Source organism: Tsukamurella conjunctivitidis, from assembly GCF_007858475.1.
In the GTDB taxonomy this organism is placed as follows: Bacteria; Actinomycetota; Actinomycetes; order Mycobacteriales; family Mycobacteriaceae; genus Tsukamurella; species Tsukamurella conjunctivitidis.
In genome coordinates this window covers 13,454-39,665 of record NZ_VIGX01000011.1, presented here as the reverse complement: position 1 = coordinate 39,665, position 26,212 = coordinate 13,454, and the positions used below count along the sequence as shown (strand labels likewise).

Below are 26,212 nucleotides of genomic sequence, written 5' to 3'. Positions count from 1 at the left end.
AGCGAATGGTCGTCGTGCCCATGAGCGGGGAACGACGAAACCCCGCCGGCGCGAGTGCGCTGGACGGGGTTCCGAGGCTGAGAAGGGAGGATCAGGCCTTCGCTGCGGCGTAGCGCGCAGCGACGTCGTCCCAGTTCACGACGTTCCACCAGGCCTTGACGTAATCGGCCTTGACGTTCTTGTACTGCAGGTAGAAGGCGTGCTCCCACATGTCGAGCATGAGCAGCGGGGTCAGGTTGATCGAGATGTTGCCCTGCTGGTCGGTGAGCTGCTGGAGCACGAGGCGCTGACCGATGTGGTCGTACGCCAGCACGGACCAGCCGGAGCCCTGCAGCGTCATCGCGACGGCGGTGAAGTGGGCCTGGAACTTGTCGAAGTCGCCGAAGTACTCGTCGATGGCGGCGGCCAGGTCGCCCACCGGCTTGTCGCCACCGTTGGGGGACAGGTTCTTCCAGAAGATCGAGTGGTTGGTGTGGCCACCGAGGTGGAAGGCGAGGTTCTTGCTCAGCAGCGGCGCCTTGGTGGCGATCGAGCCGTCCTCGCGGGCCTCCGCGAGCTGCTCGAGGGCCTGGTTGGCGCCGGCGACGTAGGCGGCGTGGTGCTTGCTGTGGTGCAGCTCCATGATCTCGCCCGAGATGTGGGGCGCGAGCGCGCTGTAGTCGTAGTCGAGGTCCGGCAGAGTGTAGACGGCCACGTCTTTCCCTTCGATAGCGGAAGCGATCGCTTCCTGGTTGGTCCTTCGTACCCTTCCAGCCTTTCTTATCTGGAATGGTTCCGCAATAAGGACGGCCGAAAGCGCATGAAGTGCGGTTGAGGTTCGCGGGGTGCGGCGGTTTCGCCGGGGCGACGACGAGGGCCCCGGCCGAGAAGTGGCGCGTGCCGAACGGAGGGGTCAGCCCAGGACGACGATGAGCGCCAGGGCCAGCGCGAGCACGGCGACCGTCAGCAGCGTGCGCGTCAGCGATCGCGAGAAGTACACGGTGCAGGAACTGCGCGACGCAGCATCGCGCCCGGCGGCGAGGGAGTGGGTGTGCTTGACCGTCATCGCGCCGCCTTCCGTGTGTTGCACCTGTGAAGCGCGTCACAGATGTGGTGTGGAACACTGTAGCGGACCTACACCGGGGTAGGAAATCGCCCAGGGCGGCGCGGGGCGTGCATCGGCGGCCGGGCGGAAATGCCCGATGTTTGTTGTTCATTCAAGCAAATGTGACCTATTAGACCGGCGGATCGATTTACGGCGTCCACCTGCATCGCTTCGGCGGGATCCGATAGAAACGCCACTGGTTCCTATCGCAAACGCTTGGAATCCGCCGTCCGGCGCGCGACGATGGTGGACATGACCGGAACCAGCATCGGGGTGCGCACCCAGCGCCTCAGCGGTGATCGGGCTGGCCGCATTCGCACCCTCGTCGGCGGCCGCCAGACCCGCGCCGACATCGTCGTGTCGATGACACTGCTCGTCGCCTCCTTCACGGCGACGATTCTCAACCTCGTGCTCGCCGTGCGCGCGATGCCCTCGATCCGCGAGTGCGCGGCGATGGCGTGCACGTACACCGGCACGTTCGACGTGCTGGCCATCACCTTCCTGACTTCGCTGCTGCTCGGCACCACCTTCGGCGCGCACGCGGTGCTCAACCTGCTCAATCGCCGCCTCGCCTGGGGGTACGCGCTGCTCGACGCGCTCGTCTCCCTCGGCTGCCTGTTCGGCGGTCTCGCGTTCGTCTCCGCGCTGTAGGGATGCGCCGCCGCGAGTGCCCCACTCCGCACCGGCGCGCCCGCGGGGCGCGGCGCTAACCTGAGGACATGACCACGACCGCGCCGTCGCCGGCCGCGCGCCTGCGGGCGGCCGCATGGCCCCTCGCCGCCGCGGCGGGGACCGGCGCCGTCGTCCTCGCGCTGCACGTGCGTGATCCGCACGTCCAGAACAGCTGGGGCGTGTGCCCGCTCTACGCCGCGACCGGGCTGTACTGCCCCGGCTGCGGCGGCCTGCGCGCCGTCAACGACGTCACCAACGGCGACTTCCTGGCCGCCCTCGGCTCGAACGCGCTGATCTACCCGGCCGGCGCGGTGCTGGTCTGGCTGTGGCTCGCCTGGCTCGGCCGCCGGGTGGGCTTCTCGGTGCCGGCGGTGCCGCAGAACAAGTACCTCTGGATCACCGTCGGCGTGCTGGCCGTCGTGTGGACCGTCGCGCGGAACTTCCCCGGGTCTCCGCTCGCGCCCTGACCTGCGGCGATCACGGATGCCGGATTCGCCCGCTACCGTCGGGGCCATGAGTCCCCTCGTGACCGAACTGCAGGACGCGGCGAAGGCCGCCAGTCATCGCGTGCGCTCCGCCCTCGGGCAGGCCGGGGGAGTGGTCCCCGTCGTGCGCCTCGAAGGCCCCATCGCGGCGCCCGCCATGTCGGGCGGGCTCGGCCGCGGCACCCTCAACCTCGCGGGGGTCGAGTCGGTGCTCCGCCGCGCCTTCGAGACCGACGATGCCGTCGCCGTCGCGCTCGTGCTCAACAGCCCCGGAGGCTCGCCGGCCCAGTCCGAGCTCATCGCCACCCGGATCCGGCAACTCGCCGCGAAGCACGAACTGCCCGTCCTCGCCTTCTGCGAGGACGTCGCGGCGTCGGGCGGGTACTGGCTGGCCTGCGCCGCCGACGAGATCTTCGTGACCACCACGTCCATCGTCGGGTCCATCGGCGTGATCTCCGCGAGCTTCGGGGCGAAGGAGCTGATCGGCAAGATCGGCCTCGAGCGTCGCGTCTTCACCGAGGGCGATGCCAAGCACCGCCTCGACATGTTCGAGGACGTCCGCGAGGGCGACATCGAGTGGCTGCACGGCATCCAGGGCGATATCCACAGCGCCTTCCGCGAGTGGGTCACCAGCCGTCGCGGCGATCGCCTGGGCCAGGATCCATCCCTCTTCACGGGCGAGGTGTGGATCGGTCGCAAGGCCGTCGACCTGGGTCTCGCCGACGGCATCGGCACCCTGCGCGGCGTGCTCGACGAGCGCTACCCCGACGCGGAGGTCGAGGCCATGCACACCCCGAAACCCCTGCTCGCACGCCTGCTGGGCGGCGGCACCGCGGTCGACGGTGCCGGGCTCGCCGCCTCCGTCACGGCCGGCGTGCTCGACGGTGCGCTCGCGGGCCTGCAGCGCCGCGGCCTGTGGGCGAACTTCGGGGCTTGACATGGTCGATCCACAGGGCGCGCGATTCGCGCTGGTGAAGCACTCACAGCACAACCCTCAAGTTGTGGATGAGCCTGTGGAAACTGTGGATGAATCGTCGGCGGCCCCCGCCGCCCGTGGAAGACTGGAGCCATGACCGACTACCCCGCGGACGGTCCGATCCCCGTCGACGCCCTGCCCGCCGACCTCGCCGCGGCGCCGGGCCTCACCGTGCTCGACGTCCGCGACCCGGGCGAATGGGAGCTCGGCCACGCTCCCGGAGCCGTGCACCTGCCGCTGCCCGATCTGCCCGTCCGCTTCGAGGAGATCGACCTCGACGACCGGGTGTACGTCATCTGTCGTGGCGGGGGACGCTCCGAGCAGGCCGTGCGCTACCTCGAGACCGTCGGGATCGAGGCCGCCGTCGTGGACGGCGGGATGATCGCCTGGGCGTCCGTCGGCCGACCCGTGGTGCGACCGGACGGCAGCCCGGGGGTCGTGTGATGTACCCGAACCCCGGGCGCACCGCGCAGCCCCGCGGCCGGCTCCGCTGGCTGGCCCGTCGCCCACCCGAGACGCTGCCGGTGCCGCGCCGCGGACCGTCGGACCCGAAGCCGACGCCGCGCTACCCCGTCACCCCGCGCTGGGGGCTGCGGCAGGACTTCACCCCGGCCCCGTCGACCGCGCCGACCACGGCGGAGACCGCGGCCGAAGCGACTCCCTTCGTCCTCCGCCTGACCACCGGCATCGTCTTCGCCGCGGCGGTCGTGGAGGGCCTGGCCTACCTGCTCCTGGTGATCAACCGGGCGGCCCCCCTGCCGGGGTGGCTCGCCGTGACCGCGACCGTCGCCGTCTTCGCCGTGGGGTGGCTGGCCGTGCTCGCGGTGATCGCGCTGTTCGTCGTGCTCGCGCTGTGGTTGCGGGTCGCGCGCGAGCGCGCTTACGCCGACCTGGGTACGCGCGAGCCCCGACCCGGGTGGCAGTTGTGGGTGTACTGCCTGGTCCCCGTCGTGAATCTCGCGGCCGCGCCCGTCCTCGTCCTCGAGCTGGCCGACGCGCAGAAGCGGGCCGCGGGGCTGGCGACGGATCGTCGCGCTCTGTTCATCCGGCGGTGGTGGGTCGCGTGGGTCGCGCTGACTATCGTCACGCTGGGGTGCGTGGCGTACTCGCGCGCGGACGGCGGCCTGCAGCACGGCGCCGACGCGATGGTCTACACCGCGCTGACCTACCTGCTGTGCGGAGCGTTCCTGCTGGTCACGGCACGGTTGGTCCGCGTGATCGACGGGGGGCCCACGGCCCGGAAGCAGGAGGACGGGACGCGATGGTTGGCGGCGTAGCGGGGATCGTGGCCCACCGGGGTGCCAGCGGGGAGTTCCCCGAGCACACCATGAGCGCCTTCGAGGCGGCCGTCGCGGAGGGCGCCGACGCGATCGAATGCGACGTCCGGCTCACCAAGGACCAGCATCTCGTCTGCCTCCACGACCGCACCGTCGAGCGCACGTCCGACGGCACCGGCGCCGTCTCGGAGCTCGATCTCGCCGACCTGCGGGCCATGGACTTCGGCTCGTGGAAGCGGCCCGGCCACGCGGAGTCGGTGGTCACCCTCGACGAACTGATCGAGCTGGCCCGCACGTCCGGGCGCAAGCTCTTCGTCGAGACCAAGCACCCCGTGCGGTTCGGCGCGATGGTGGAGCAGAAGCTGCTCGCCACCCTGCAGCGGCACGGCCTCTCCCACCCCGACGACCCGGCCGACGCGCCCGTCGTCGTCATCTCCTTCTCCGGCTCCGCCGTCTGGCGCGTGCGGCGCAACGCGCCGGGCGTCCCCGCAGTGCTCCTGGGTGAGGCCTCGCGGCTGCTCGGCGGCGGCGCCGCGACCGCGGTCCGCGCCCAGGGCATCGGGCCGTCGGTGGATTCGCTGCGCGAGCGCCCCGACACCGTGGCCAAGGCCCGTGCCGCCGGCCGTTTCACCTACTGCTGGACCGTCGATTCCGAGGCCGACGTCGCCCTCTGCAACGGCCTCGGCGTCGAGTGGATCGCCACCAACCACCCGGCCCGCACGCGCTCCTGGCTGCGGGGATAGGCTGCCGGGCATGGGTAGACGCGAACGCAATGCCACTCCCCGCGAGGGATCGAACCGTGCCGAGAAGGTCGCCGCCCAGCGCGCCCGCGCCGAGGCGAGCGCCGCGGACACCGCCCGTCCTTTCGAGGGCCTGGTCGCCGAGTGCGACATCGTCGCCCTCCGCAATTTCGTGCCCAGCGCCACCGCGCCCCTGACGGTGGCCGGCGCGAACCGCGAGATCCGCCTCGCGACGGTGCTCCCAGGCGCCGCGCAGGCCCTCGTCCGCGAGGAGTCCGACGGGGTCATCGGCTACGCCGCCCTGCAGACCGCGACCCGCCCGCTCGAGCCCGGCGCCGCGCTCGCCGGCGCCGCCCGGTTCGCCGCCGACGCCGAGGCGGGCGAGGCGCTCTCCGAGGAGCGCGACGGCGCGCTGCTCGAGGTTCTCGACGCCGCCGCGCCGCTCGAGGTGACCGTGCACAAGGACTTCGACTGGTGGCTCGCCGGCGATGCCGATGCGCAGACCCGGCAGCTCGTCGAGCACGCCAACTCGCTCATCACCCCCGCCGCGCGCCTGGACCTGGGCGCAGACGGCGTCGGCGCGCCCTGGTGGGCCGACACCGGCTCCAAGGCGCACCTGCGCTGGGTGCACCCCGCGCCCGAGGACGAGCTGATGGCCGCGCTGGCCCGTGTGCACGCCGCCGGCGGCCTCACCGTGGGCGAGGGCTCGCGGTTCGCCGGCTCGTTCCGCTCCGACGGCCTGCTCGTGCCGGTCTTCGACCTCGATCCGGAGTCGCACCCGGACGAGTGGGTGCCGGGCACCGTCGAACTGGCGAAGCGCCTCGCCGAGGCCCTCACCGACGATTCCGAGCTCACCGCCGCGCAGCGGCGCAGCCGCGACGGGCTGCGCGGCCGCCAGGTCTCGCTGTAGGTCCGCCCGGCGGGCGCCGGGTCAGCCGTGGAAGCGGTCGCCGAGCGCGCCGCGGAGGTACGCGAGGATGGTCTGCCGCACGTCGTAGGTCTCGGCGCTCGGATCCAGCGCGCCGAGGGCGCGGGCCAGCCGTGGCCGGTCGATGACGTGCTGCGGGATCTCCCGTTCGTACCAGGCGCTCGACGTCGGGCGGGCGTCGCGCATCGCCTGGTTGGTGCGCACCGTGACCTCGCCGATGGTGAACCGCCACAGCCCGAGCAGCAGGTGCAGCGACTCGGCCTCGGGAATGCCGATCTCGTCGGTGGTCCGCAGGAACTCGTCGAAGGACCACGCCGAGTAGGCGTCGATGATCTCGTCGGCCGAGAGCACGTCGATGACCCACGGATGGCGCGTGAGGTGGTCGATCACGATGAGCGGCAGCTGCACCAGCCGCTCATGCGGATCCTCGGCCAGCTCCGGCACGGGCGTGTTCCAGGACTGATGCTCGAGAACGGCGCCGAGCAGGTCGTTCTTCGAGTCGAAGTAGTGGTAGATGCCCATGGCGCTGATGTCCAGGCGCGCGGCGAGGGTGCGCATCGAGAACTTCAACGGCCCGTCGGTGGTGAGGATGTCGGCGGCGGCGGCCACCACCTGCTCGCGATTCACCTTCGGCGGGCGGCCGATACGGCCGCGTTCATTCATGGCGCCACCTTAACCGGTTCCCGGGGTCCCGCTCAGGAGACGAGCGGGAACGGGGCGGTCGGCGGCCAGCAGACCGAAGAACTCGTCGGTGTTCTTCCCCCACGCCAGGGAGTCCCCGTCGCTGGTGTACTCGCTGCCCGCGGTGGGCGTCGTCGTGGTCACGGTGGTGCCGCTCATCGCCCAGGCGAGGCGGGCGAGGTCCCACAGGTGCGTCTCCTTGTCGACGGAGAGCGCCTCGACCACCGCGTTCGACAGGCCCCACACCTCGAAGGGGTTGAGCAGCGTCGTGGGCGAGGTCGCCTCCTTGAACAGCGCCGACATGAACTCGCGCTGATGCACCACCCGGTCGAGGTCGGCGTTCGGGGTGGCGCGGGTGCGGACGTAGCCGAGGGCCTGGGCACCGTCGAGCGTCTGGCATCCGGCCTTGATGCGCAGCCCGGCCTTGGGGTCGTTGATCGGGTACTTCGGGCACATCTCGACCCCGCCGATCGCGTCGACCATGGTCGCGAAGCCGCCGAAGCCGATCTCCGCGTAGTGATCGATGTGCACGCCCGAGGCCTTCTCGAAGGTCTGCACGAGCAGCTGTGCGCCGCCCGCGTCGCCGGCGCCCGAGGTGCTGCCGAGGAAGTAGGCGGCGTTGATCTTGTGTCCGCCCTGACCGGGGATCTGCACGTAGAGGTCGCGGGGGATCGAGACCACCGTCGCGTCGCCCGACGTCGGGATGTGCACCAGCATGATCGTGTCGGTGCGGGCGCCGCCGAGGTCTCCGCCCGTGGCGAGGGCCTTCTGCTGCGCGGGCGTGAGGCCCTCGCGGGCGTCGGTGCCCACGAGCAGCCAGTTCGTCCCCGGGGTGTCGGCGACGCGGCCCGCGTACGCCGCGAGCGCGTCGATCCGCGTGAGCTTGCCGTCGAAGTAGATCGTGCCGGCCACCGTGCCCACGAGCAGCAGGACGAGGAACAGGCCCAGCCAGCGGAAGGGGTGCAGCTTGCGCTTGCGCCGGAGCTTCTTCGGCGCTGGCGCCGCCGGAGCGGGGGCGGAGGACCGTCGGCCCGGATCCCGGTCGCGGGAGCGGCCGCGCGGCGGGCGCGGGGGCGGCGGGACCCGGCCGTCGCTGGAGCCCCGCGCCCCGACGGTGCGCTTGACCTCGCTCGCGGGGACCGGTTCCGGCTCCTGGCGGGGAGCCCAAGCCTGGCGGGGCTGCGGTTGCGGGCGCTCGACCCGGGTGGCCCGGGGCGGTGCCGGGGCGGGCTGCTGGGGCGGAATCGGCCGGCGGGGCGGCTGTTGCGCGGGACGCTGCGGGGGCGGGCCGGGCCGGGCGCCCTGCCGCGGGCGGGGGATGCCCTGCGGGTGCCGCGGCGCGCGGGAGCGCGGGTCGCCCTCGGGGACCTGCGACCAGGCGAGGTTCCGCTCGTCGCGCGGTCGTTCGTCGTTCACGCACATCGACTGTACGGGCACGAACTGAGAAATCGCCTCAGCGCGTGACCCGGGTCGCAGGGTGGGTCAACCGAGGAATCCGAGGTAGGGGCGCAACAGCGCGTAGCCTACGAAGGCCACGACATCGAGCAGGAAGTGGGCGATGACCAGCGGCCACAGCCGGCGCCACCGCTCGTAGGCGGCGCCGAAGATCACGCCCATCACGAGGTTCCCGAGGCCCGCGCCGAAGCCCTGGTAGAGGTGGTACGAACCGCGCAGCACGGACGACGCCGCGATGGAACCGGCCCGCCCGACACCCAGCTGCCGCAGCCGGGTCATGAGGTAGCCCACGACCACGACCTCCTCGGCGACGGCGTTCCCCGCCGCGAGCAGCACGTACGCGAGGACGCGCCACCACTGCACATCGCCCGACGCGGGCACGACGCTCGCGGTGACGCCCAGCGCGCGGCCCGCCGCGTAGAGCGCCAGGCCGGGGACGCCGATGAGCGCCGCGAGCCCGGTCCCCAGGCCGATGTCGCGCAACAGCGCGCGCCGCGGCCGGCGCAGCGCGAAGCCGATGTCGGCGAAACCGATGCCGGACCGGTACAGCAGGTACAGGGCCAGCGCCGCCCAGCCGAAGAGCTGGACGGCCCCCATCACCTGCAGGAGGAAGTCGATCACCGCGTGCGGGCTCCGCACCGGGTTGAGGGTCACCGTCGTCGAGCCCACGCCCGCGCCGAGCTGGTAGCCGATCAACCGAATCACCGAATACAGCCCCGACCAGGCGAAAGTCACCAGCAGCACGATGGCGACCTCGGCGCGTAACGGGCGTCGCTCGGCGGTCGGCACGGGCTCGGGGGCGCTCACCGGGACACCCTATCCGGGCACCGTTACGATTGCCCGGTCCTGCAGCGAGCGAAGGGGTCACGACGTGTCCGCTCCCACCGAGCCCCAGTTGGGGCCCATCGACCGGTACTTCCGCATCTCCGAGCGCGGCTCGACGGTGCCGCGCGAGCTCCGCGGCGGTCTCGTCACGTTCTTCACGATGGCCTACATCGTGGTGCTCAACCCGATCATCATCGGCGGTGTCGTCGGGCAGAGCAAGAACGTCGACGTGCTCGGCCACGTGCTGCCCACCGCGCAGGTCGCCGCGGTGACGGCGCTCGCCGCGGGCGTGATGTGCATCGTCTTCGGCGCCATCGTCAACTATCCGTTCGGCATCGCCGCCGGTCTCGGCGTCAACAGCCTCCTGGCCGTGAGCGTCGCGCCGCAGGTCACCTGGCCCGAGGCCATGGGTCTGGTGGTGATCGACGGCATCATCATCGTGCTGCTCGGCGTCACGGGCTTCCGCACGGCGGTCTTCCGCGCCATCCCCGCCGAGCTCAAGGCCGCGATCGCCGCGGGCATCGGCTGCTTCATCGCGTTCATCGGCTTCGTGGATGCGGGCTTCGTCCGGCGCATCCCGGACGCCGCCGGCACGACGGTGCCCGTGGGCCTCGGCATCGGCAACTCCGTCGCGGCCTGGCCCACGGCGGTCTTCGTCTTCGGCGTCCTGCTCATCGGTGTGCTCGTGGTCCGCAAGGTGCCGGGCGCGATCCTGCTCGGCATCGTCATCACCACGATCGTCGCCCTGATCGTGCAGAAGGTGGCCGGCCTCGGGCCGTCGTTCAAGGACCCGCACGGCTGGAGCCTGAACATCCCCGAGCTCCCGTCGAGCCTCGGCGGGTTGCCGGACCTGTCGCTGGTCGGCGAGGTCGACGTCTTCGGCGCGTTCACCCGCATCGGTGTGCTGGCGGCGTCGGTGCTGGTCTTCGCGCTGGTGCTGTCGAACTTCTTCGACGCCATGGGCACCATCACCGGCCTCACCAAGGAGGCGAACCTGATGCGCGAGGACGGCACGGTGCCGAACATCGGCAAGGCGCTGGCCGTGGAGGGTGCGGGCGCGATCGTGGGCGGCGGCGCCTCGGCCTCGTCGAACACGGTCTTCGTGGAGTCCGCGTCGGGCATCGCCGAGGGGGCGCGGACGGGCCTCGCGAACATCGTGACCGGCGTGCTCTTCCTGGCCGCGATGTTCTTCACCCCGCTCTACGAGGTGGTCCCCTCCGAGGCCGCCGCTCCGGCGCTGGTCATCGTGGGCGCGATGATGCTGGGCCAGCTCAAGGACATCGACTGGAGCAAGTTCTACGTCGTGCTGCCGGTCTTCCTCACGGTGGTCTCGATGCCCTTCACCTACTCGATCGCCAACGGCATCGGCATCGGCTTCATCACCTGGGTGGTGATGGCCGTGGCGCGCGGGAAGGCCAGGGAGGTGCACCCGCTGCTGTGGATCGTCTCCGGGCTGTTCCTGCTGTACTTCGCGAAGGAGCCGATCGAGGTGCTGTTCGGGATCTGACGGGCGCTATCGCCCGTCGCCCTCGCCCGACGGTGGCTGCTCGTCGAGGCCGGGAGCGTGGCCGCCGCGGGCTTTCTCGGCGGCCTTCGCGTCCTTCTCCGCCTGCTTGGCGAGCGCCTTGGCCTCCTTCTCGGCGGCCTTGCGCTGCTTCTTCTTCGCTCGCTTGCGGCGCTGAACCTCGAGGAAGATCGCGAGGGCGATCGCGGCGAGGACGCCGATGATCACGCCGATGAGCGTCGACCAGCGGAAGCCCGCGGCGTTCTGGTCGAGCTTGGTGCGCGCGTAGTTCGCGCCGCTGCCGGTGCCGATGGCGACGGCGAGCGTCATGAGGTTCGGCACGGCGACCACCACGGCGATGAGCCCGAGCACGGTCGCGATCTTCGGATGGCTGGCCGCCCGCTTGGCGGCGAACCACAGGATCAGGAGCGGGAGTCCGGCGCAGAGGAAGCCGATGCCGAGCCCGAACGCGGTGCCCTTCAGAGTGCCGCCGTCGGTGCCCACCCAGCCGACGAGCATGTCCGCCCACTTGCGCGGCAGGTACGCCGCGAGCGCGAAGTAGGCGCCGATGAGGACCAGGATGAGGACGGCCGCGACGATCGCGCGGCGCAGCCACTTCTTCGCCGCCTCGCCGGCGCGGGTCGCGGCGTCGCCGGCCTTCGTCTTGGCCCGGCCGGCGACGTCGTCGGCGTGCGTCCGGGCGCGCGCCGCCGCGTCGTCGACGTGGGTCCGCGCGCGGGTGGTCACGTCATCGACGTGGCTCTTGGTGCGCGAGGCGAAGTCGGGCTTCGACGCGCTTTCGGGCTGGTCAGGCGACGGATCGTCCGGTGTGGTGCTCATCGCCCCAATCTAACCCGTTCTTCGCTGTCGCACATGATGTACAGTTGTACATGTACAAACGTCCATGAGGAGAGTGATGACCGAGACGCCCCGCCGCCGCGACCCGGAACGTCGTCGGCGCGAGATCATCGCCGCCGCCGCGGCGATCGTCGTCGAATCGGGCCCGGACGCGCTGACGCACCGGAAGGTCGCCGCGCGTGCCGAGGTCCCCCTCGGCTCGACCACGCAGTACTTCGCCACGCTCGCCGACCTGCGTGCGGCCGCGCTCAGGTCGCTGATCGAGGAGGCTGAGGTCTGGCTCGACGAGCTGGAGGAGACCTTCGTCCGCGACGGTGCCTCGCCGGCGGCCTACACCGCCGCGCTCCACTGCTATCTGAGCGACCCGCAGCTCGTCGGCGGCGATTTCGCGGTGACCTGCGCCGCGCCGTCGCATCCTGACCTGCGCGCGTTGAGCACCCACTGGGCCGCGGACTTCGCGGCCACCCTGGAGCGCTACATCACCCCCGAAAGCGCCCGCGCGGTAGCGATGTTCACCGACGGCGCGATCATGACCACCGTGCTCGACGAGCAGCCCGCCGATCCGGAGCTGCTCGAACGTGCGATCACCGCACTGTGGACCCCTCGACAGGAGACGACGGAATGACCGACCTCTCGACCGCGCCCGTGGCGTCCGCGACCCGGCGCTGGGCCGCGGCGCTGCTCCTCTCGGCGAGCCTGCTCGTCATCACCGTGGACATGACGATCCTCAACATCGCCATCCCCGACCTCGCCGCCGACCTGCGGCCCACCGCGGCGCAACAGCTCTGGATCATCGACGCCTACTCGCTCGTGCTCGCCGGGCTGCTCGTCTCCACCAGCTCGCTGGGCGACCGGTTCGGCCGCAAACGCATGCTGCTCCTCGGCTACATCGTCTTCGGCGTCGCCTCGGCGTTGGTGATGTGGGCGGAGACGCCGGCCCAGGTGATCGCCCTCCGGGCGGCCCTCGGCGTGGGCGGCGCGATGATCATGCCGACCACGCTGACCATGCTGCGGGTGATCTTCACCGATCCCGCGGAGCGCGCCAAGGCGCTCGGTCTGTGGGCCGCGGTCTCCGGCGTCGGCGCGGCCATCGGACCGATCGTGGGCGGCGTTCTGCTGGAGAACTTCTCGTGGCGCGCCGCCTTCATGGTGAACGTTCCGGTGATGGTGATCGTGCTGATCGTCGGCTTCTTCCTGCTGCCCGAATCGAAGGTCGCCTCGCCCGGCGCATGGGACTGGCTCGGCGCGCTCATGTCGATCACCGGGATGGTCGCGCTGGTGTGGTCCATCAAGCGGTTCGCGAAGGACCACACCCTGCTCTCGGGGCCGGGGCTGGTGGCCCTGCTGATCGCCGTCGTGGTGCTCGGGCTGTTCGTGCGGCGGTCGCTGCGCCGCGAGAACCCGCTGCTCGACGTGCGGCTCTTCGAGCGGCGCCAGTTCTCCGCGGGCATCATCGCGGCGCTGGGCGTCATGTTCGCGATGGCCGCGGCGCTGCTGCTGCTCGCGCAGTGGATGCAGCTGGTGGCGGGCTACGGGCCCATCGAGACCGGCGTCCGGCTGCTCCCCGTCGCCGTGGCCGCGGTGGTGGCCTCGCTCGCCGCGCCGTGGCTGGCGAACGTCCTGAACGCGCGAATCGTCCTCGCGGGTGGTCTGGTGGCGGCGTCGATCGGCATGGTTCTCCTCGCGGCGCCCGAGCACCTGGACTACGCGGGCCTGCTGGCGCCGCTCGTCCTCGTGGGACTCGGCATGGGCGCGATGACGGTGGCCTCCGCGATGATCATGTCCGGGACGCCGGAGGAGAAGGCGGGCAACGCCGCCGCGCTCGAGGAGACGAGCTACGACCTGGGCAACGTGCTCGGCGTCGCGATCCTCGGCAGCGTCGCCGCGATGCTCTACACGGCGGACGCCGACTTCGGCGCGATCCCCGGCGTGGATGCGGCGGTCGCCGACGCCGCGGGCGAATCGCTGGGCGCCGCCATGGCGATCGCGCAGCAGGCGGGCCTGCCCGCGCTCGCCGAGCACGCGGCGACCGGCTTCACGGCGTCACTGCAGACCACCGGCCTGGTCGGCGGCGTGATCCTGTTCGTCGTCGCGGTCGGGGTGTACGCCCTGACCCCGAAGGGCACCGACATCACGGTGCAGGCGCACTGAACCCGTCGACGGTTCACGATGTCGGGTTTCGACGAGGCGGACGTGCGTCAGAACACCTCCGTGTCTCCAGAACTCGATATCGTGAGCCGCCTCGGCCGGGGTGCGCGATGCCGACGGACGCGCACGAGGTCCATGACGTCGGCGAACACCGCATCCCAGCCGAACATCACCTCGGCGTAGTCGATCCGCAGCACGCAGTAGCCGCCCACCGTGGCGATGCGGTCGCGTCGATTGTCCTTCCGACGCTGCGCGTCGTTGTGGAACTCCCGGCTGTCGCACTCGAGGATCAGCTTCTCGCCGACGAGAAGGTCGACGCGGCCGACGTCCTCGATCTCAGCTTGACTCCGCACCAGGACATGGTGGTTCCGGAGCCGGATGCGGCATCCGCAGCGTCGAGTCCAGCACCGCCACCAGGTAGTCGTCCGAGAGGCAGTGCGCCGCGCACTGCAGTGCCACGGTGAGGGGGTCGATCGCGCGGATCGACGTCGGCAGCCCGCGATGCGCGTGGCAGCGGGTGGAGCGGTCGGTCGAGCCGGGTGTGCTCGGCGTGCCGCACCGGGGCGTGCCTGTTGCGCGAGTTCGGAGCCGACGGGCCGAGGCCGCCGTCGCGAGGTGCGCCGGCCAGCGGACGTGCGCCCTCGTGATGCCGGGCGGCACCCACACGCCCTGGGCGAACCGCAGGGCCGAGACGCAGGTCAGTGTGCCGCCGCTGCGCACCGCCGCGACCACCGCGGGATCCGCGCCGACGATCGCGTACCAACCCCGCCGGATCACCGTGAGGGCGCCGGCGTGGCGCAGCGCGCTGACCTCCCGCGGATCGGCACCGAGCGCGAGTAGTCGGGCGCGGGAGACGACCCCTCCATCGGCGTGCGCGGCGATCAGTGCGCTGAGGTCCATGACGCAACGGTCCCCCGCCGACGCGAGCGGGGCGCCCGGCCGACGGCCGCTATCCCCAGAAAGCGTACGAAACCTTCGCCGGACGGTCGATTGCTTCACAACGTCGAGTTCTGGTGCGGTCGAGGTGTGTGAGCGCGCCTCCGCCGCTCAGGAATTCGACATCCTGAGAACGCTCAGCTCGTGCGGAGGCCGTTGAGGAACGGGCAGCCCAGCAGGATGCGGATGCCGCGCTGGAGCGCGGCCATGTCGTCGGCGGGCTGCTGGAAGTTCAGCCGCACGTCCACGTCGGAGAGCTCGTGGTGCTCGGCGCGCAGGCGGATGCCGAAGCGGTCGATGCCCAGGAGCCGGATGCGGTGGTTGCGCAGCTTCCCGGGCAGGCGGCGGGCGAGCTGCCCGACCATCTCCGGGTGCCCGGATTCCACATGCGCGAGCCAGGCGGTCTCGTAGCCGGCGAACGGATCCGGTTCGGCGGCGGCCAACTCGTCGCCCGTCACGGACGAGGCGCCGGCGGCGTCCGCGAGCACGGCCGTCTCGATCGGCATGGTCAGCAGCCGCGAGCCGTTGCCCACGTCGAGCAGTTCCTCGAGCGGGTTGTCCACCGCGATGCGGGCGGCGAGCGCGGCACCGTCGGCCACCTCGGACAGCCGGCCGGAGAGCCAGACGAGGGAGCGGGTGCGCTCGCGCAGCGGGAGCGGCGAGATGTCGTTGATCTCCACCATGGCGCGCGCGCCCTCGAGCCAGGGCGCGTCGTCGGAGACGGCGACCACGAGTCGGTCGCCCAGCACGTGGTGCAGCGCGACGGTGATCGGCTCGTAACCGTCGGCCGCGAGGACCGCGGCATGGGGGACGGCCGCGATGGTGCGGACGCGCTCGGCCGGTGTCGGCTCGGCGATGGTCGGGGCGCTCATGACGACTCCTCTCGCTCGGTGCTGGATAGACATGAAGGTAACCCTAACCTAATGCGGCGAGCAACCCCGGGCAAGAGTTAGGGTCAACGTGATGGCGATCGAACTGGAGTTGCTCGCGCCCCCGCGCGAGCCGATGTCCCTGGTCGACGGGCTGGCCGTGGCGGCACCGTCGGGCCGTCCGAGCTGCACCTACGCGCCCGGCGATCCCACCGCGCTCGTGGAGTTCCTCGTGCACGGCGTGCACGACGAGGGGCCCGGTTTCGAGATCGCGGTGGCGGATGCCGACCAGGCCGTGGCCGTGCTCTGCGCGACCGTCGCGGCGCTCACCGGCGACGACATCCCGGCGGCCCTCGAGGCTCCCGACGAGGCGCGGCTCGCCGCACTCAACCCGATGGCGCAGGACGCGGTGCGTGAGCGGCTGCGGCACCTCGTCGCCCCGGACCCGCAGGCGGTCACTGATCGGCTGCGGGCCCTCGGGCTGAAGTAGCTCAGGACACCTGGTCGACGGGGACGGTCCACGCGGTCCGGCAGACCTCCTGCGTCGGGGACAGGCTGCCGCGGTCGAACCACTGCTGCGCCGTGGCGGCCTGGACGCGCGGGCCGTCCGGGCCCTCGCCGAGCAACGTCCAGACGCGGGACTGGGCCGACGCCTGCTCGACATCGGCACGCGTGATCCCGTGGTCGACCAGGCGCTGGATCGTGGCGCCAGCGAGGCACAGGTGCTGCGCCTTATCGCGCTTGCGGTACTCGAGTCCGAGGGCGCTGTCGGCGTCGACGGACCGGACCAGCGCGCCCGTGTCGGAGGCGACACCCGCGCGGCTTTCGGCCCGGTCGGCGACCGCCATCGCGAGCCACTGCAGCAGGCGCGGGGCCTGGTTGCCGGCGGCCTCGATCGCCGCGTCGACGTTGAGGTAGATGATGTCGTTGCAGGTCCCGTAGCTGGTCACCGGGACGCCGGTGTAGCAGCCCGGGCCGGGCGGCACGTCGTCGGGCGAGCTGAACGGGCGGACGGTTCCGGCGCGCAGGCCCCACACGGCCTCGAGGCAGACGGTGCCGGTCCGCGCGAAGGCCTCGACGGATTCGCGGGTGGCGGCGAGCGGCGGGAGCGCGCATCCGGGCGGCGAGACCAGGCCGGTGGTGAAGACGCTGCTGCCGGTGATCTGGCCGACGCTCGGCGGCGGCGGGGGAGCCGTCGCCGTGCCGATCGGGGAGGCGAACTCGGGCGTCCCGGGCTTGGAGACCGCTGCCCACCCCACGGCCCCGGCGATCAGGACGACCGCGACGACGAGCGTGATCCATCCGCCGCGACCGAGCCGCCGCCGGCGGTTCCGCACGTCGCCGGTTCCGTACCGGCCGCCGCCCGCGTAGGGACTGCCGGTGGGGAGGCGGTTCGAGCGCCACGGACTCGGACCCGTCGGCGCCGGACCGGAACTGATCCGGTCCAGCGGATTCTCGTCGTACGACATCCCCATCCCCATCTCTGCAAAGATTGAAGTGACTCTACTAAATCGCCGCGTGGCCGCCCCGCGGTGGCGGCCCCGCTAGGCTCGTGGCGTGACGCGCATCGCCTACTTCGGCCCCGAGGGGACGTTCACCGAGATGGCGCTGCTCCAGTGCCAGGAACTCGCCGCTCGCGGTGCGATGACGGTGCCCGGCGTCGACCTCGTCGGGGCGGAGCGGATCAGCGCCCCCAGTCAGGTGGCCGCCCTCGAGATGGTCTCCGACGGTGCCGCCGATCTCGCGTGCGTGCCCATCGAGTCGTCCGTCGAGGGGCCCGTCACACCGACGCTCGACACCCTCGGGTTCGGCGCGCCGCTGCAGATCTTCGCCGAGACCGACCTGGCCGTCGCCTTCTCGCTCGCGTCGTCGAAGCCGCTGGCCGAGGCCCGGACCGTGGGCGCGTATCCGGTGGCCGCCGCGCAGGTCCGCGCGTGGCTCGCCGCGAACATGCCGCAGGCTCAGGTGGTTCCGGCCGCCTCCAACGCCGCCGCGGCACTCGACGTGGCGGAGGGGCGGGTGGACGCCGGGGTCACCACGGCGCTCGCCGCGCGGATGTACGACGTCCCCGAGGCGGCGACCGGCGTGGCCGACGTCGCCGACGCCCGCACTCGATTCGTGCTGTGCGGCAAGCCCGGTCCGGCGCCCGAGCGCACCGGCAGCGACTGCACGGCGGTCGTTCTCGACGTGCCGAGCAGGCCCGGGTCGCTGGCCCTGGCGATGGCCGAGTTCGCGTTGCGCGGTGTGGATCTCACGCGGATCGAGTCACGCCCGAAGCGAACCGTCTTCGGCAGCTACGTCTTCCACTTCGACTGCGTCGGCCACATCGACGATCCCGCGGTGGGCGAGGCGCTGCGCGCCCTGCACCGGGTGTGCGACGACCTCCGCTTCCTGGGCTCCTGGCCGCGCCCGGGCGGGCCCGGCACGGCCCCCGTCGACCCCGGTGACTCCGAGGCCTGGTTCGACGGCCTGCGGAGGGGAGAGCGATGACCGGCCTGCTGCACCTGGTCCGGCACGGCCAGACCACCGCGAACGTCGCACGGATCCTCGACACCCTGCCGCCCGGCGCGCCGCTCACGCCCGAGGGGGCCGAGCAGGCCCGTCGGTTCGGCGTCGGGCGGCCGAACGCCGCTCCGGCCGTGCTGCTCAGCTCGGTCGCGCGCCGCGCGCAGCAGACCGCGGGACACATCGCCGACGCCTGGGGCGTGCCGACCTCCGTGATCGACGGGGTGCACGAGGTGCAGGCCGGCGACCTCGAGGGCTTCAACGACGAGGCCTCCATCGAGGTCTTCCAGGACGTCGTGCGCCGCTGGTACTCCGGCGAGCCGACCGCCGCGATGCCCGGCGGCGAGAGCGCCGAGGATCTGCTGGCGCGGTACCTGCCCGCGGTGGACGCGATCCGCGCCGAGCACCTGCCGCGCGGCGACGCCTACCTGGTCAGCCACGGGGCCGCCATCCGGCTCGTCGGCTTCCACCTGTCGGGGGTCGACGGCGCCTACGCGCACAAGCATCACCTGCCGAACACCGGCGAGATCGTGCTCCGCCCCGTCGACGCCGGCTGGGAGCTGGTGAGCTGGGCAGACGCCCCGTCGCACCTGGACCCGATGGGCTAGTCCGCGCGTTCAGAGCTCGCGGAGCGCGTAGAACCCGTCCCGCCGGACGGGGGCGGCGGCGGTGGCCACGGCGCGGCCGACGTCGGCGAAGTCGGTGTCGAGCGGGGCGATCGTGACGCGGATGTGGTCGATGTCCGGTGTGCCCACCACGAACGGCGTGCCGGGGGCCACGCGGATGCCCTCGGCGGCCAGATGGATCAGGGCTCGCCGTTCGTCCTCCACGGGGATCCAGAGGTTGAGTCCCTCCGCGGTGGCCGCGCCGGCGTCGATTCCCGCGAGCGCGGGGACGAGCGCGTCGCGGCGGCGCGCGTACTCGTCGCGGGCGCGGGCCACGGTGCGTTCCGCCGTCGCGTCGGAGAGAAGGTCGTAGAGCAGGCGCTGGAGGATCCGCGGCGTCCACCCGGGGCCGAGTGCGCGCCGCGCGACCACCCGGTTGATCACGGCGGCGGGGCCGGACATCGCGGCGATCCGGAGGTCGGGCCCGTGCGATTTGGAGAAGCTCCGAATGTGCAGGACCCGTTCGGGTATCCATTGGCCGAGGCTGAGGTCGCCCGCGGAGACGACCGAACCGGAGTGGTCGTCCTCGATCACCATGCAGCGCGCGTCCCCGCGCAGCAGGCGGACGAGTTCCTCCGCGCGGCTCCGCGACATCGACCGGCCGGTGGGGTTCTGCGCTCGCGGCTGGATGATCGCGGCGGACGGGCCCTGTTCCAGCGCGCGCGCGAAGTCGTCCGGCCGGATCCCCTCCTCGTCCAGCCGGACCGGCAGGGGGTGCAGGCCGTTGACCTCCAGGAGGTCGAGGAACTGGGGGAAGGTCGGGTTCTCCACGATGACCCGGTCGCCGTAGCGGGTGACGGCGTCCACCGCCCGGACCACTGCGTCGAGCGCGCCGTCGACGATCGTCAGTGCTTCGGAGGAGGTCGGCCAGCTGTCGCTCAGCAGAGCGCCGAGTTCGGGGACCACGGGGTGCTCGTGGTAGTTCGTGGTCTCCGCCCGGCGGGCAACGGCGCCAAGGGATTGCGCGATCTCGGGCAGGAGGCGCGGGTCGGGAGCCCCGAGGGACAGATCCCACCGGACGTCCCCGTCCGGGCCGGCCATCGTCATCGTCCGCGATGCCGGTGCGGGCCTCCGCGCGGCCCCCTCGGCGACGAAGGTGCCGCTGCGGCCCCGCGAGACGACGAGGCCGGACCGGGCGAGGGCCTGCCAGCCCTGGCTGACGGTGGCGGGCGAGACGTTCAGTTGTCGGGAGAGGGCGCGCACGGTGGGCAGCCGGTCGCCGGGGACCAGCTCGCCGGCGTTGATCATCCGGGCGATGGCGCCGGCGATCCCGGCCGGCGACGGATCGTCGATGTGGAGGGCGGGGGTGTCGCGGACCGGTTCGGTCGGTGATTTATCCATCTCGCCTCCACGAGCGCCGCGGTGCGGCACACTCCTTAACGTAACCTCACGCAGCTGAAATATTAGAGAAATGTTCAAACAATAGAGTAACAGAAGCAAGTCGAGACGGATCGGAGGACACGATGACGGTGATCAGGGCGGCCATCACTCAGGCCACATGGACCGGCGACGAGGCGTCGATGGTGGACAAGCACGAGGCGCTGGCGCGGCAGGCCGCGGCGGACGGCGCACAGATCGTCTGCTTCCAGGAGCTGTTCCACGGCCCCTACTTCGGCATCGTCGAGGACGCCAAGTACTACGAGTACGCCCAGCAGGTGCCGGGCCCGCTGACCGAGCGGTTCGGAGCCCTCGCCCGCGAACTCGGGGTGGTCATCGTGCTCCCCGTGTACGAGGAGGAGATGCCCGGCCTGTACTACAACACCGCCGCCGTTCTCGACGCCGACGGCACCTACCTCGGCAAGTACCGCAAGCACCACATCCCGAACCTGGATCGCTTCTGGGAGAAGTTCTACTTCCGGCCGGGTAACCTCGGATACCCGGTGTTCGACACCGCCGTCGGCAAGGTCGGCGTGTACATCTGCTACGACCGGCACTTCCCGGAGGGCTGGCGCGAGCTGGGCCTGGGCGGGGCCGAACTGGTCTTCAATCCGTCGGCGACCAAGCCCGGGCTGTCGAACCGCCTGTGGGAGCTCGAGCAGCCGGCCGCGGCGGCGGCCAACCAGTACTTCGTCGCGGCGAACAACCGGATCGGCACGGAGACGGACGAATTCGGCGACCTCGCCGTCACCTTCTACGGCACCTCCTACTTCGTGGACCCGCGCGGCAACCTGGTCGGCGACGCGGGCTCGACCGACACGGAGGAGATCGTGATCCGCGACCTCGACCTCGGACTGGTCCGCGCGGTCCGCAACGACTGGCAGTTCTATCGGGACCGCCGGCCTGACTCCTACACCGCGATCCCGGCTCGGTAGGCGCCGCCATGTCGACGACCTTCATCACCGGCGGCACCGTGGTCTCGGCCACCGGCCGCGGAGCGGCGGACGTGCTGGTCGACGGGGAGCGCATCGTCGCCCTGCTCGAACCGGGCACCACCGTGCTCGGCAGCGACCTCGCGGCCACCGCGGACACCGTGATCGACGCAACCGGCAAGTACGTGATCCCCGGCGGGATCGACGCGCACACGCACATGTCGATGCCCTTCGGCGGCACCAACGCCTCGGACACCTTCGAGACCGGCACGCGCGCGGCGGCCTGGGGCGGAACCACCACCATCGTCGATTTCGCCGTGCAGAAGTTCGGTGAGCGACTGGAGGACTCGCTCGCCACCTGGCACGCGATGGCCGGCGGGGAATGCGCCGTGGACTACGCGTTCCACCAGATCGTGGGAGATGTGAACTCGGCATCGCTGTCGGCGATCCGCGGCCTGCAGGATGAGGGCATCACCAGCTTCAAGATGTTCATGGCCTACCCGGGCGTGTTCTACAGCGACGACGCGCAGATCCTGCAGGCCATGCAGGTGTCCGCCGACACCGGACTGCTGACGATGATGCACGCCGAGAACGGCCCCGCGATCGACGTGCTCGTGCAGCAACTCCTCGCGCAGGGCAAGACCGATCCGTACTACCACGGCATCGCCCGCGCCTGGCAGCTCGAGGAGGAGGCCACGCACCGCGCGATCATGCTGGCGCAGTTGACCGGGGCGCCCCTGTACGTGGTGCACGTCTCGGCGAAGCAGGCCGTGGCGCAGCTCGCCGCGGCGCGGGATCAGGGACAGAACGTGTACGGGGAGACCTGCCCGCAGTACCTCTACCTCTCGCTCGAGGATCAGCTCGGCGCACCGGGTTTCGAGGGCGCGAAGTGGGTGTGCTCCACGCCCCTGCGGTCCAAGCACGAGCACCACCAGGACGAGGTCTGGCAGGCGCTGCGCACCAACGACCTGCAGATGGTGTCCACCGATCACTGCCCCTTCTGCATGAAGGGCCAGAAGGACATGGGGATCGGCGACTTCTCCAAGATCCCCAACGGCATCGGCTCGGTGGAACACCGGATGGACCTGATGTACCAGGGCGTGGTGTCGGGCAAGATCACCCTGGAACGCTGGGTGGAGATCACGTCGACGACGCCGGCCCGGATGTTCGGGATGTACGGCCGCAAGGGGGTACTCGCCCCGGGGGCCGATGCGGACATCGTGGTCTACGACCCGAACGGGCACACGTCCATCGGGCTCGAGAAGACGCACCACATGAACCTCGACTACTCCGCCTGGGAGGGATTCGAGATCGACGGCCACGTGGACACCGTGCTCTCGCGCGGCAAGGTGATCGTCGACGACGGCCAGTACCTCGGGCGCAAGGGCGACGGCCGGTTCGTCCATCGCGCACTTAGCCAGTACCTCATCTAGGAGCTGACCATGGATTTCGGCGTCGTCCTGCAGTGTCACCCGCCCGCCGCCCGCACCATCGCACTCACGAAACTGGCGGAGTCGCACGGCTTCAACCACGTGTGGACGTTCGACTCGCACCTGCTGTGGCAGGAGCCCTACGTGCTGTACTCGCAGATGCTCGCCGAGACCCGGCGGGTCACGGTGGGGCCCATGGTGACCAACCCCGCCACCCGCGACTGGACCGTCACCGCGTCGCTGTACGCAACGCTCAACGAGATGTTCGGCAACCGGACGGTCTGCGGCATCGGACGCGGCGATTCCGCGGTCCGGGTGACCAACGGGAAGCCCACCACCCTGGCGACCCTGCGTGAATCCATCCACGTAATCCGCGAACTCGCCAACTCCCGTCCGGTCGAGTACCGCGGCTCGACACTGCAGTTCCCCTGGAGCGCCGGCTCGGAACTGGAGATGTGGGTGGCGGCGTACGGCCCCAAGGCCCTGGCCCTGACCGGCGAGGTGGCCGACGGGTTCATCCTGCAGCTGGCCGACCTGGACATCGCCGCGTGGATGATCGACGCGGTGAAGTCCGCCGCGTCGGACGCCGGCCGCGATCCCGAGGCGGTGAAGATCTGCGTCGCCGCCCCGATGTACATCGGGGACGATCTCGCCCACCAGCGCGATCAGTGCCGGTGGTTCGGCGGCATGGTCGGAAACCACGTGGCCGACATCGTCGCCCGGTACGGCGCCACCGGCGGCGCGGTGCCCGCCGCGCTGACCGACTACATCGCCCAGCGCAGCGGGTACGACTACAACCAGCACGGGCAGGCGGGGAACACCCACGCCGACTTCGTGTCCGACGAAGTGATCGACCGGTTCTGCCTGCTGGGCTCCGTGGCCGATCACCTCACCAAGATCGAGGCGCTGCAGAAGCTCGGTGTGCACCAGTTCGCCGGCTACCTGCAGCACGACCAGAAGGAGGAGACGATGCGCCAGTACGGCGAACACATCATCCCCGCCGTCAACCGCACCATCACGGCGAAGAAGGACGCCTGACATGGCCGCCGACACCGCGGACCTGGATCGTCGCGCGTACGAGCTGGATCGGGACTTCGTCTTCCACTCCTGGTCGGCGCAGGCCGCGCTCGACCCGATGGTGATCAGCGGCGCGCTCGGCACCCGGGTGTGGGACGCTTCCGGGCGCAGCTACCTCGACTTCTCCAGCCAACTGGTCAACGTCAACATCGGGCACCAGCACCCGAAGATGTTGCGCGCGATCGCCGATCAGGCGGAGCAGTTGTGCACGGTCGGGCCGTCCGTCGCCAATCTGGCGCGCGGCGAGGCGGCCAGCCGGATCGTCGGGCTGGCGCCCGAGGGCTTCACCAAGGTCTTCTTCACCAACGGCGGCGCGGACGCGGTGGAGAACGCGATCCGCATGGCGCGCTTGCACACCGGGCGCACCAAGGTGCTCAGTGCCTACCGCTCCTATCACGGCAACACGGGGGCGGCCGTCGTGGCGACCGGCGACTGGCGACGCCTGCCGAACGAGTACGCCCACGGCCACGCGCACTTCCACGGCCCGTATCTGTACCGCTCCGAGTTCTGGGCGCAGACGCGGGAGCAGGAGTGCGAGCGCGCGCTCGCGCACCTGGAGCGCACCGTCGTGGTCGAGGGCCCGAACAGCGTCGCGGCGATCCTGCTGGAGTCCGTACCCGGTACCGCCGGGGTGCTGGTGCCGCCGCCCGGATACCTGGCGGGTGTGCGGGAGATCGCCGACCGCCACGGCATCCTGCTCATCCTCGACGAGGTGATGGCCGGCTTCGGCCGGACCGGCGCGTGGTTCGCGCACACCCGGCACGGCGTGCGGCCGGACCTCATCACCTTCGCCAAGGGCGTCAACTCCGGATACGTACCGGTCGGCGGCATTGTCATCGGCGAGGCCATCGCGAAGACCTTCGACGATCGCGTCTTCCCCGGCGGCCTGACGTACAGCGGCCACCCGCTGGCGTGCGCGTCCATCGTGGCGGCGCTCGATGCGATGGCCGAGGAGGGCATCGTCGAGAACGCCGCCCGCATCGGTCGCGACGTGCTCGGTCCCGCACTGCGCGCGCTCGCCGACGACTGCCCGCTGATCGGCGAGGTGCGCGGCGAGGGCGTCTTCTGGGCGCTCGAGCTCGTCGAGGACCGCACCACCCGTGCGCCGCTCCGTGCCGACCGGCTGGCCCGGATCAAGGCCAGCCTCATCGCCGGCGGGCTGCTGCCGATGGTGGCCGACAACCGGATCCATGTGGTCCCGCCGTGCACCGTCACCGATTCCGAGGTCGCCGAGGCGATCGCGATCTACCGCTCCGTCCTGATGGGAGAACACCGATGACCGTCACCACCCTGGATCACCTCGTCGCCGGCCGGCCGTGGGCCGGCACCTCCACCCGCACCGCACCGGTGTACGATCCGGCCCTCGGCGTGGTCAGCACCGAGGTCCGGCTCGCCTCCGCCGCCGATGTCGACGCCGTCGTGACGCAGGCCCGGGCCGCCCAGGTGGACTGGGGCGAGGCGTCCATCGCCCGCCGCATGGACGTGCTGTTCCGGTTCCGCGAGCTGCTCACCACCCGCCGCGACGAGCTGGCGCAGATCCTCACCGCCGAACACGGCAAGGTGCTCGCCGACGCCGCCGGCGAGATCGCCCGCGGGATCGAGGTGGTCGACTTCGCGCTCACCATGCCGCACCTGAACAAGGGCGAATTCACCCAGAACGCGTCCACCGGTGTCGACGTGTACTCGGTGCGGGAGCCGCTCGGCGTGGTCGGCATCATCAGTCCGTTCAACTTCCCGGCCATGGTGCCGCTGTGGTTCTTCCCGCTCGCCATCGCGGCCGGGAACGCGGTGGTGCTCAAGCCGAGCGAGAAGGACCCGTCGGCCTCGAACTGGTTGGCCGCCCTGCTCGATGAGGCCGGCCTGCCGCCCGGGGTGATGAACGTGGTGCACGGCGACAAGGAGGCCGTCGACGCGCTGTTGGTGCACCCCGGCGTGGCGGCGATCTCGTTCGTCGGCTCCACCCCCATCGCGCAGTACGTGTACCAGCAAGCGACCGTGGCGGGGAAGCGGGTGCAGGCACTCGGCGGCGCCAAAAACCACATGCTCGTGCTCCCGGACGCCGATCTGGATCTCGCCGCCGACGCCGCGGTGAACGCCGGATTCGGCAGTGCGGGTGAGCGGTGCATGGCGGTCTCCGCACTCCTGGTGGTCGATTCGGTGGCGGACGCTCTGATCGAGCGGATCCGCACCCGGATGGCGGCGCTGCGGACGGGTGACGGCCGGCGGGGGTGCGACATGGGACCCCTGATCACCGCCGCGCACCGCGACCGGGTGTCCGGGTACATCGACGTGGCCGCCGCCGACGGTGCCACCGTTGTCGTCGACGGGCGCGGCGGCGAGTTCGACGGTGCCGCCGACGGTTTCTGGCTCGGCCCCACCCTGCTCGACCGGGTCCCGCTCGACTCCCAGGCCTACTGCGACGAGATCTTCGGCCCCGTGCTCTCGGTGATCCGGGTGTCCGGGTTCGCCGAGGCGGTCGACATCATCAACGCCTCTCCCTACGGCAACGGCACCGCGATCTTCACCAACGACGGCGGCGCGGCGCGCCGCTTCCAGCGGCAGGTGCAGGTGGGCATGATCGGGATCAACGTCCCGATCCCGGTTCCCGTGGCCTACTACAGCTTCGGCGGATGGAAGGCGTCGATGTTCGGCGATGCGAAGGCCTACGGCGCCGCCGGCTATGCCTTCTTTACCCGAGAGAAGGCCGTCACGTCGCGGTGGCTGGATCCCAGCCACGGCGGCATCAATCTCGGGTTCCCGCAGAACGACTGATCGAACGACAGGGGCT

Annotated in this window: 29 protein-coding genes; 18 read left to right on the top strand and 11 right to left on the bottom strand. The window is 71.2% G+C overall.

Annotation, left to right across the window (positions count from 1 at the left end; all coding sequences use genetic code 11):
• Nucleotides 1-91 precede the first annotated feature (91 nt).
• Nucleotides 92-694, bottom strand: coding sequence for a superoxide dismutase (locus FK530_RS17165; RefSeq protein ID WP_146488203.1), 603 nt, complete (start codon nt 692-694; stop codon nt 92-94).
• A gap of 198 nt (nt 695-892) precedes the next feature.
• Nucleotides 893-1,045 (bottom strand): hypothetical protein, encoded by a 153-nt coding sequence (locus tag FK530_RS25900; protein ID WP_158645122.1) that lies wholly within the window; start codon nt 1,043-1,045, stop codon nt 893-895.
• Nucleotides 1,046-1,336: 291 nt separating this feature from the next.
• Here FK530_RS25900 and FK530_RS17160 point away from each other — a divergent pair, with 291 nt between their 5' ends.
• From FK530_RS17160 to FK530_RS17130, 7 genes are all read left to right on the top strand, one after another.
• On the top strand, nt 1,337-1,735 hold the full coding sequence (locus tag FK530_RS17160; protein WP_146488202.1) for a hypothetical protein: 399 nt from the start codon (nt 1,337-1,339) through the stop codon (nt 1,733-1,735).
• Nucleotides 1,736-1,803: 68 nt separating this feature from the next.
• Nucleotides 1,804-2,223, top strand: coding sequence for a DUF2752 domain-containing protein (locus tag FK530_RS17155; protein WP_146488201.1), 420 nt, complete (start codon nt 1,804-1,806; stop codon nt 2,221-2,223).
• Nucleotides 2,224-2,269: 46 nt separating this feature from the next.
• Nucleotides 2,270-3,178, top strand: coding sequence for a S49 family peptidase (locus FK530_RS17150; RefSeq protein WP_146488200.1), 909 nt, complete (start codon nt 2,270-2,272; stop codon nt 3,176-3,178).
• Between the two features lie 132 nt (nt 3,179-3,310).
• The gene (locus FK530_RS17145; RefSeq protein WP_166443306.1) at nt 3,311-3,661 is read left to right on the top strand and encodes a rhodanese-like domain-containing protein; all 351 of its coding nucleotides are present in this window, start codon (nt 3,311-3,313) and stop codon (nt 3,659-3,661) included.
• Nucleotides 3,661-4,494: a DUF4328 domain-containing protein gene (locus FK530_RS17140; protein WP_146488199.1), complete on the top strand. Its 834-nt coding sequence runs from the start codon at nt 3,661-3,663 to the stop codon at nt 4,492-4,494. The genes FK530_RS17145 and FK530_RS17140 overlap by 1 nt, the downstream gene beginning before the upstream one ends.
• On the top strand, nt 4,479-5,237 hold the full coding sequence (locus tag FK530_RS17135; protein WP_146488198.1) for a glycerophosphodiester phosphodiesterase: 759 nt from the start codon (nt 4,479-4,481) through the stop codon (nt 5,235-5,237). Before FK530_RS17140 ends, FK530_RS17135 begins: the two co-directional genes overlap by 16 nt.
• Before the next feature lie 10 nt (nt 5,238-5,247).
• Nucleotides 5,248-6,144, top strand: a complete 897-nt coding sequence (locus FK530_RS17130) for a DUF5926 family protein (protein ID WP_146488197.1) — start codon at nt 5,248-5,250, stop codon at nt 6,142-6,144.
• Between the two features lie 21 nt (nt 6,145-6,165).
• On the opposite strand, the gene FK530_RS17125 is transcribed toward FK530_RS17130, so the two are convergent.
• The 3 genes from FK530_RS17125 to FK530_RS17115 form a co-directional block, all read right to left on the bottom strand.
• The gene (locus FK530_RS17125; RefSeq protein WP_146488196.1) at nt 6,166-6,825 is read right to left on the bottom strand and encodes a TetR/AcrR family transcriptional regulator; all 660 of its coding nucleotides are present in this window, start codon (nt 6,823-6,825) and stop codon (nt 6,166-6,168) included.
• A gap of 9 nt (nt 6,826-6,834) precedes the next feature.
• Nucleotides 6,835-8,259 carry an LCP family protein gene (locus FK530_RS17120; protein WP_438947254.1) on the bottom strand — a complete coding sequence of 475 codons (1,425 nt, stop codon included), beginning with the start codon at nt 8,257-8,259 and terminating at the stop codon, nt 6,835-6,837.
• 66 nt (nt 8,260-8,325) lie between these two features.
• A complete protein-coding gene (locus tag FK530_RS17115; RefSeq protein WP_146488195.1) occupies nt 8,326-9,105 on the bottom strand; it encodes a CPBP family intramembrane glutamic endopeptidase in 780 nt (259 codons plus the stop codon).
• A gap of 64 nt (nt 9,106-9,169) precedes the next feature.
• Here FK530_RS17115 and FK530_RS17110 point away from each other — a divergent pair, with 64 nt between their 5' ends.
• Nucleotides 9,170-10,630: an NCS2 family permease gene (locus tag FK530_RS17110; RefSeq protein WP_146488194.1), complete on the top strand. Its 1,461-nt coding sequence runs from the start codon at nt 9,170-9,172 to the stop codon at nt 10,628-10,630.
• A 6-nt stretch (nt 10,631-10,636) separates the two neighbouring features.
• Here FK530_RS17110 and FK530_RS17105 read toward each other — a convergent pair whose 3' ends face one another.
• On the bottom strand, nt 10,637-11,467 hold the full coding sequence (locus FK530_RS17105) for a hypothetical protein (RefSeq protein WP_146488193.1): 831 nt from the start codon (nt 11,465-11,467) through the stop codon (nt 10,637-10,639).
• A 76-nt stretch (nt 11,468-11,543) separates the two neighbouring features.
• Between FK530_RS17105 and FK530_RS17100 the strand changes: the two genes are divergently transcribed.
• A complete protein-coding gene (locus FK530_RS17100) occupies nt 11,544-12,110 on the top strand; it encodes a TetR/AcrR family transcriptional regulator (RefSeq protein WP_158645121.1) in 567 nt (188 codons plus the stop codon).
• Nucleotides 12,107-13,636 carry an MFS transporter gene (locus tag FK530_RS17095; protein WP_146488191.1) on the top strand — a complete coding sequence of 510 codons (1,530 nt, stop codon included), beginning with the start codon at nt 12,107-12,109 and terminating at the stop codon, nt 13,634-13,636. The genes FK530_RS17100 and FK530_RS17095 overlap by 4 nt, the downstream gene beginning before the upstream one ends.
• Before the next feature lie 47 nt (nt 13,637-13,683).
• Here the strand turns inward: FK530_RS17095 and FK530_RS17090 are convergent, their stop codons facing one another.
• The 3 genes from FK530_RS17090 to FK530_RS17085 form a co-directional block, all read right to left on the bottom strand.
• Nucleotides 13,684-13,986 carry a DUF559 domain-containing protein gene (locus FK530_RS17090; protein ID WP_158645120.1) on the bottom strand — a complete coding sequence of 101 codons (303 nt, stop codon included), beginning with the start codon at nt 13,984-13,986 and terminating at the stop codon, nt 13,684-13,686.
• The gene (locus tag FK530_RS25895; RefSeq protein ID WP_158645119.1) at nt 13,970-14,533 is read right to left on the bottom strand and encodes a type IV toxin-antitoxin system AbiEi family antitoxin domain-containing protein; all 564 of its coding nucleotides are present in this window, start codon (nt 14,531-14,533) and stop codon (nt 13,970-13,972) included. The genes FK530_RS17090 and FK530_RS25895 overlap by 17 nt, the downstream gene beginning before the upstream one ends.
• Before the next feature lie 173 nt (nt 14,534-14,706).
• Complete coding sequence (locus FK530_RS17085) at nt 14,707-15,441, bottom strand: DUF2470 domain-containing protein (RefSeq protein ID WP_146488189.1); 735 nt, start codon at nt 15,439-15,441, stop codon at nt 14,707-14,709.
• Between the two features lie 91 nt (nt 15,442-15,532).
• On the opposite strand from FK530_RS17085, the gene FK530_RS17080 reads away from it, so the two are divergent.
• Nucleotides 15,533-15,928 (top strand): hypothetical protein, encoded by a 396-nt coding sequence (locus FK530_RS17080; protein WP_146488188.1) that lies wholly within the window; start codon nt 15,533-15,535, stop codon nt 15,926-15,928.
• Between the two features lies 1 nt (nt 15,929).
• Here the strand turns inward: FK530_RS17080 and FK530_RS17075 are convergent, their stop codons facing one another.
• Nucleotides 15,930-16,907, bottom strand: coding sequence for a hypothetical protein (locus tag FK530_RS17075; protein ID WP_146488187.1), 978 nt, complete (start codon nt 16,905-16,907; stop codon nt 15,930-15,932).
• Between the two features lie 88 nt (nt 16,908-16,995).
• Here FK530_RS17075 and pheA point away from each other — a divergent pair, with 88 nt between their 5' ends.
• Both pheA and FK530_RS17065 read left to right on the top strand, forming a co-directional pair.
• Nucleotides 16,996-17,928, top strand: a complete 933-nt coding sequence (pheA, locus tag FK530_RS17070) for a prephenate dehydratase (protein WP_146488186.1) — start codon at nt 16,996-16,998, stop codon at nt 17,926-17,928.
• Entirely contained in the window at nt 17,925-18,551 is a 627-nt protein-coding gene (locus FK530_RS17065) for a histidine phosphatase family protein (protein ID WP_146488185.1), read from the top strand. The genes pheA and FK530_RS17065 overlap by 4 nt, the downstream gene beginning before the upstream one ends.
• 9 nt (nt 18,552-18,560) lie before the next feature.
• Here FK530_RS17065 and FK530_RS17060 read toward each other — a convergent pair whose 3' ends face one another.
• Nucleotides 18,561-19,949, bottom strand: a complete 1,389-nt coding sequence (locus FK530_RS17060) for an aminotransferase-like domain-containing protein (protein ID WP_146488184.1) — start codon at nt 19,947-19,949, stop codon at nt 18,561-18,563.
• 122 nt (nt 19,950-20,071) lie between these two features.
• On the opposite strand from FK530_RS17060, the gene FK530_RS17055 reads away from it, so the two are divergent.
• The 5 genes from FK530_RS17055 to FK530_RS17035 are packed head-to-tail and all read left to right on the top strand — an operon-like array spanning nt 20,072 to nt 26,196.
• Nucleotides 20,072-20,920 (top strand): nitrilase-related carbon-nitrogen hydrolase, encoded by an 849-nt coding sequence (locus FK530_RS17055; RefSeq protein ID WP_146437566.1) that lies wholly within the window; start codon nt 20,072-20,074, stop codon nt 20,918-20,920.
• Nucleotides 20,921-20,928: 8 nt separating this feature from the next.
• Complete coding sequence (gene hydA, locus FK530_RS17050) at nt 20,929-22,350, top strand: dihydropyrimidinase (protein ID WP_146488183.1); 1,422 nt, start codon at nt 20,929-20,931, stop codon at nt 22,348-22,350.
• Between the two features lie 9 nt (nt 22,351-22,359).
• Complete coding sequence (locus FK530_RS17045; RefSeq protein WP_146488182.1) at nt 22,360-23,385, top strand: TIGR03842 family LLM class F420-dependent oxidoreductase; 1,026 nt, start codon at nt 22,360-22,362, stop codon at nt 23,383-23,385.
• Between the two features lies 1 nt (nt 23,386).
• A complete protein-coding gene (locus tag FK530_RS17040; protein ID WP_146488181.1) occupies nt 23,387-24,703 on the top strand; it encodes an aspartate aminotransferase family protein in 1,317 nt (438 codons plus the stop codon).
• Nucleotides 24,700-26,196 (top strand): CoA-acylating methylmalonate-semialdehyde dehydrogenase, encoded by a 1,497-nt coding sequence (locus FK530_RS17035; RefSeq protein ID WP_146488180.1) that lies wholly within the window; start codon nt 24,700-24,702, stop codon nt 26,194-26,196. Before FK530_RS17040 ends, FK530_RS17035 begins: the two co-directional genes overlap by 4 nt.
• Nucleotides 26,197-26,212 lie beyond the last annotated feature (16 nt).

What these genes read in the sequence shown, in the direction of transcription:
- FK530_RS25900 (WP_158645122.1), bottom strand. Translation starts at nt 1,045, where the DNA reads ATGACGGTCAAGCACACCCACTCCCTCGCCGCCGGGCGCGATGCTGCG.
- FK530_RS17155 (WP_146488201.1), top strand. Translation starts at nt 1,804, where the DNA reads ATGACCACGACCGCGCCGTCGCCGGCCGCGCGCCTGCGGGCGGCCGCA.
- FK530_RS17125 (WP_146488196.1), bottom strand. Translation starts at nt 6,825, where the DNA reads ATGAATGAACGCGGCCGTATCGGCCGCCCGCCGAAGGTGAATCGCGAG.
- FK530_RS17035 (WP_146488180.1), top strand. Translation starts at nt 24,700, where the DNA reads ATGACCGTCACCACCCTGGATCACCTCGTCGCCGGCCGGCCGTGGGCC.
- FK530_RS17060 (WP_146488184.1), bottom strand. Translation starts at nt 19,949, where the DNA reads ATGGATAAATCACCGACCGAACCGGTCCGCGACACCCCCGCCCTCCAC.
- FK530_RS17130 (WP_146488197.1), top strand. Translation starts at nt 5,248, where the DNA reads ATGGGTAGACGCGAACGCAATGCCACTCCCCGCGAGGGATCGAACCGT.
- FK530_RS17055 (WP_146437566.1), top strand. Translation starts at nt 20,072, where the DNA reads ATGACGGTGATCAGGGCGGCCATCACTCAGGCCACATGGACCGGCGAC.
- FK530_RS17140 (WP_146488199.1), top strand. Translation starts at nt 3,661, where the DNA reads ATGTACCCGAACCCCGGGCGCACCGCGCAGCCCCGCGGCCGGCTCCGC.
- FK530_RS17160 (WP_146488202.1), top strand. Translation starts at nt 1,337, where the DNA reads ATGACCGGAACCAGCATCGGGGTGCGCACCCAGCGCCTCAGCGGTGAT.
- FK530_RS17145 (WP_166443306.1), top strand. Translation starts at nt 3,311, where the DNA reads ATGACCGACTACCCCGCGGACGGTCCGATCCCCGTCGACGCCCTGCCC.
- hydA (WP_146488183.1), top strand. Translation starts at nt 20,929, where the DNA reads ATGTCGACGACCTTCATCACCGGCGGCACCGTGGTCTCGGCCACCGGC.
- FK530_RS17150 (WP_146488200.1), top strand. Translation starts at nt 2,270, where the DNA reads ATGAGTCCCCTCGTGACCGAACTGCAGGACGCGGCGAAGGCCGCCAGT.
- FK530_RS17080 (WP_146488188.1), top strand. Translation starts at nt 15,533, where the DNA reads ATGGCGATCGAACTGGAGTTGCTCGCGCCCCCGCGCGAGCCGATGTCC.
- FK530_RS17065 (WP_146488185.1), top strand. Translation starts at nt 17,925, where the DNA reads ATGACCGGCCTGCTGCACCTGGTCCGGCACGGCCAGACCACCGCGAAC.
- FK530_RS25895 (WP_158645119.1), bottom strand. Translation starts at nt 14,533, where the DNA reads ATGGACCTCAGCGCACTGATCGCCGCGCACGCCGATGGAGGGGTCGTC.
- FK530_RS17135 (WP_146488198.1), top strand. Translation starts at nt 4,479, where the DNA reads ATGGTTGGCGGCGTAGCGGGGATCGTGGCCCACCGGGGTGCCAGCGGG.
- FK530_RS17040 (WP_146488181.1), top strand. Translation starts at nt 23,387, where the DNA reads ATGGCCGCCGACACCGCGGACCTGGATCGTCGCGCGTACGAGCTGGAT.
- FK530_RS17095 (WP_146488191.1), top strand. Translation starts at nt 12,107, where the DNA reads ATGACCGACCTCTCGACCGCGCCCGTGGCGTCCGCGACCCGGCGCTGG.
- FK530_RS17100 (WP_158645121.1), top strand. Translation starts at nt 11,544, where the DNA reads ATGACCGAGACGCCCCGCCGCCGCGACCCGGAACGTCGTCGGCGCGAG.
- FK530_RS17085 (WP_146488189.1), bottom strand. Translation starts at nt 15,441, where the DNA reads ATGAGCGCCCCGACCATCGCCGAGCCGACACCGGCCGAGCGCGTCCGC.
- FK530_RS17045 (WP_146488182.1), top strand. Translation starts at nt 22,360, where the DNA reads ATGGATTTCGGCGTCGTCCTGCAGTGTCACCCGCCCGCCGCCCGCACC.
- FK530_RS17075 (WP_146488187.1), bottom strand. Translation starts at nt 16,907, where the DNA reads ATGTCGTACGACGAGAATCCGCTGGACCGGATCAGTTCCGGTCCGGCG.
- FK530_RS17105 (WP_146488193.1), bottom strand. Translation starts at nt 11,467, where the DNA reads ATGAGCACCACACCGGACGATCCGTCGCCTGACCAGCCCGAAAGCGCG.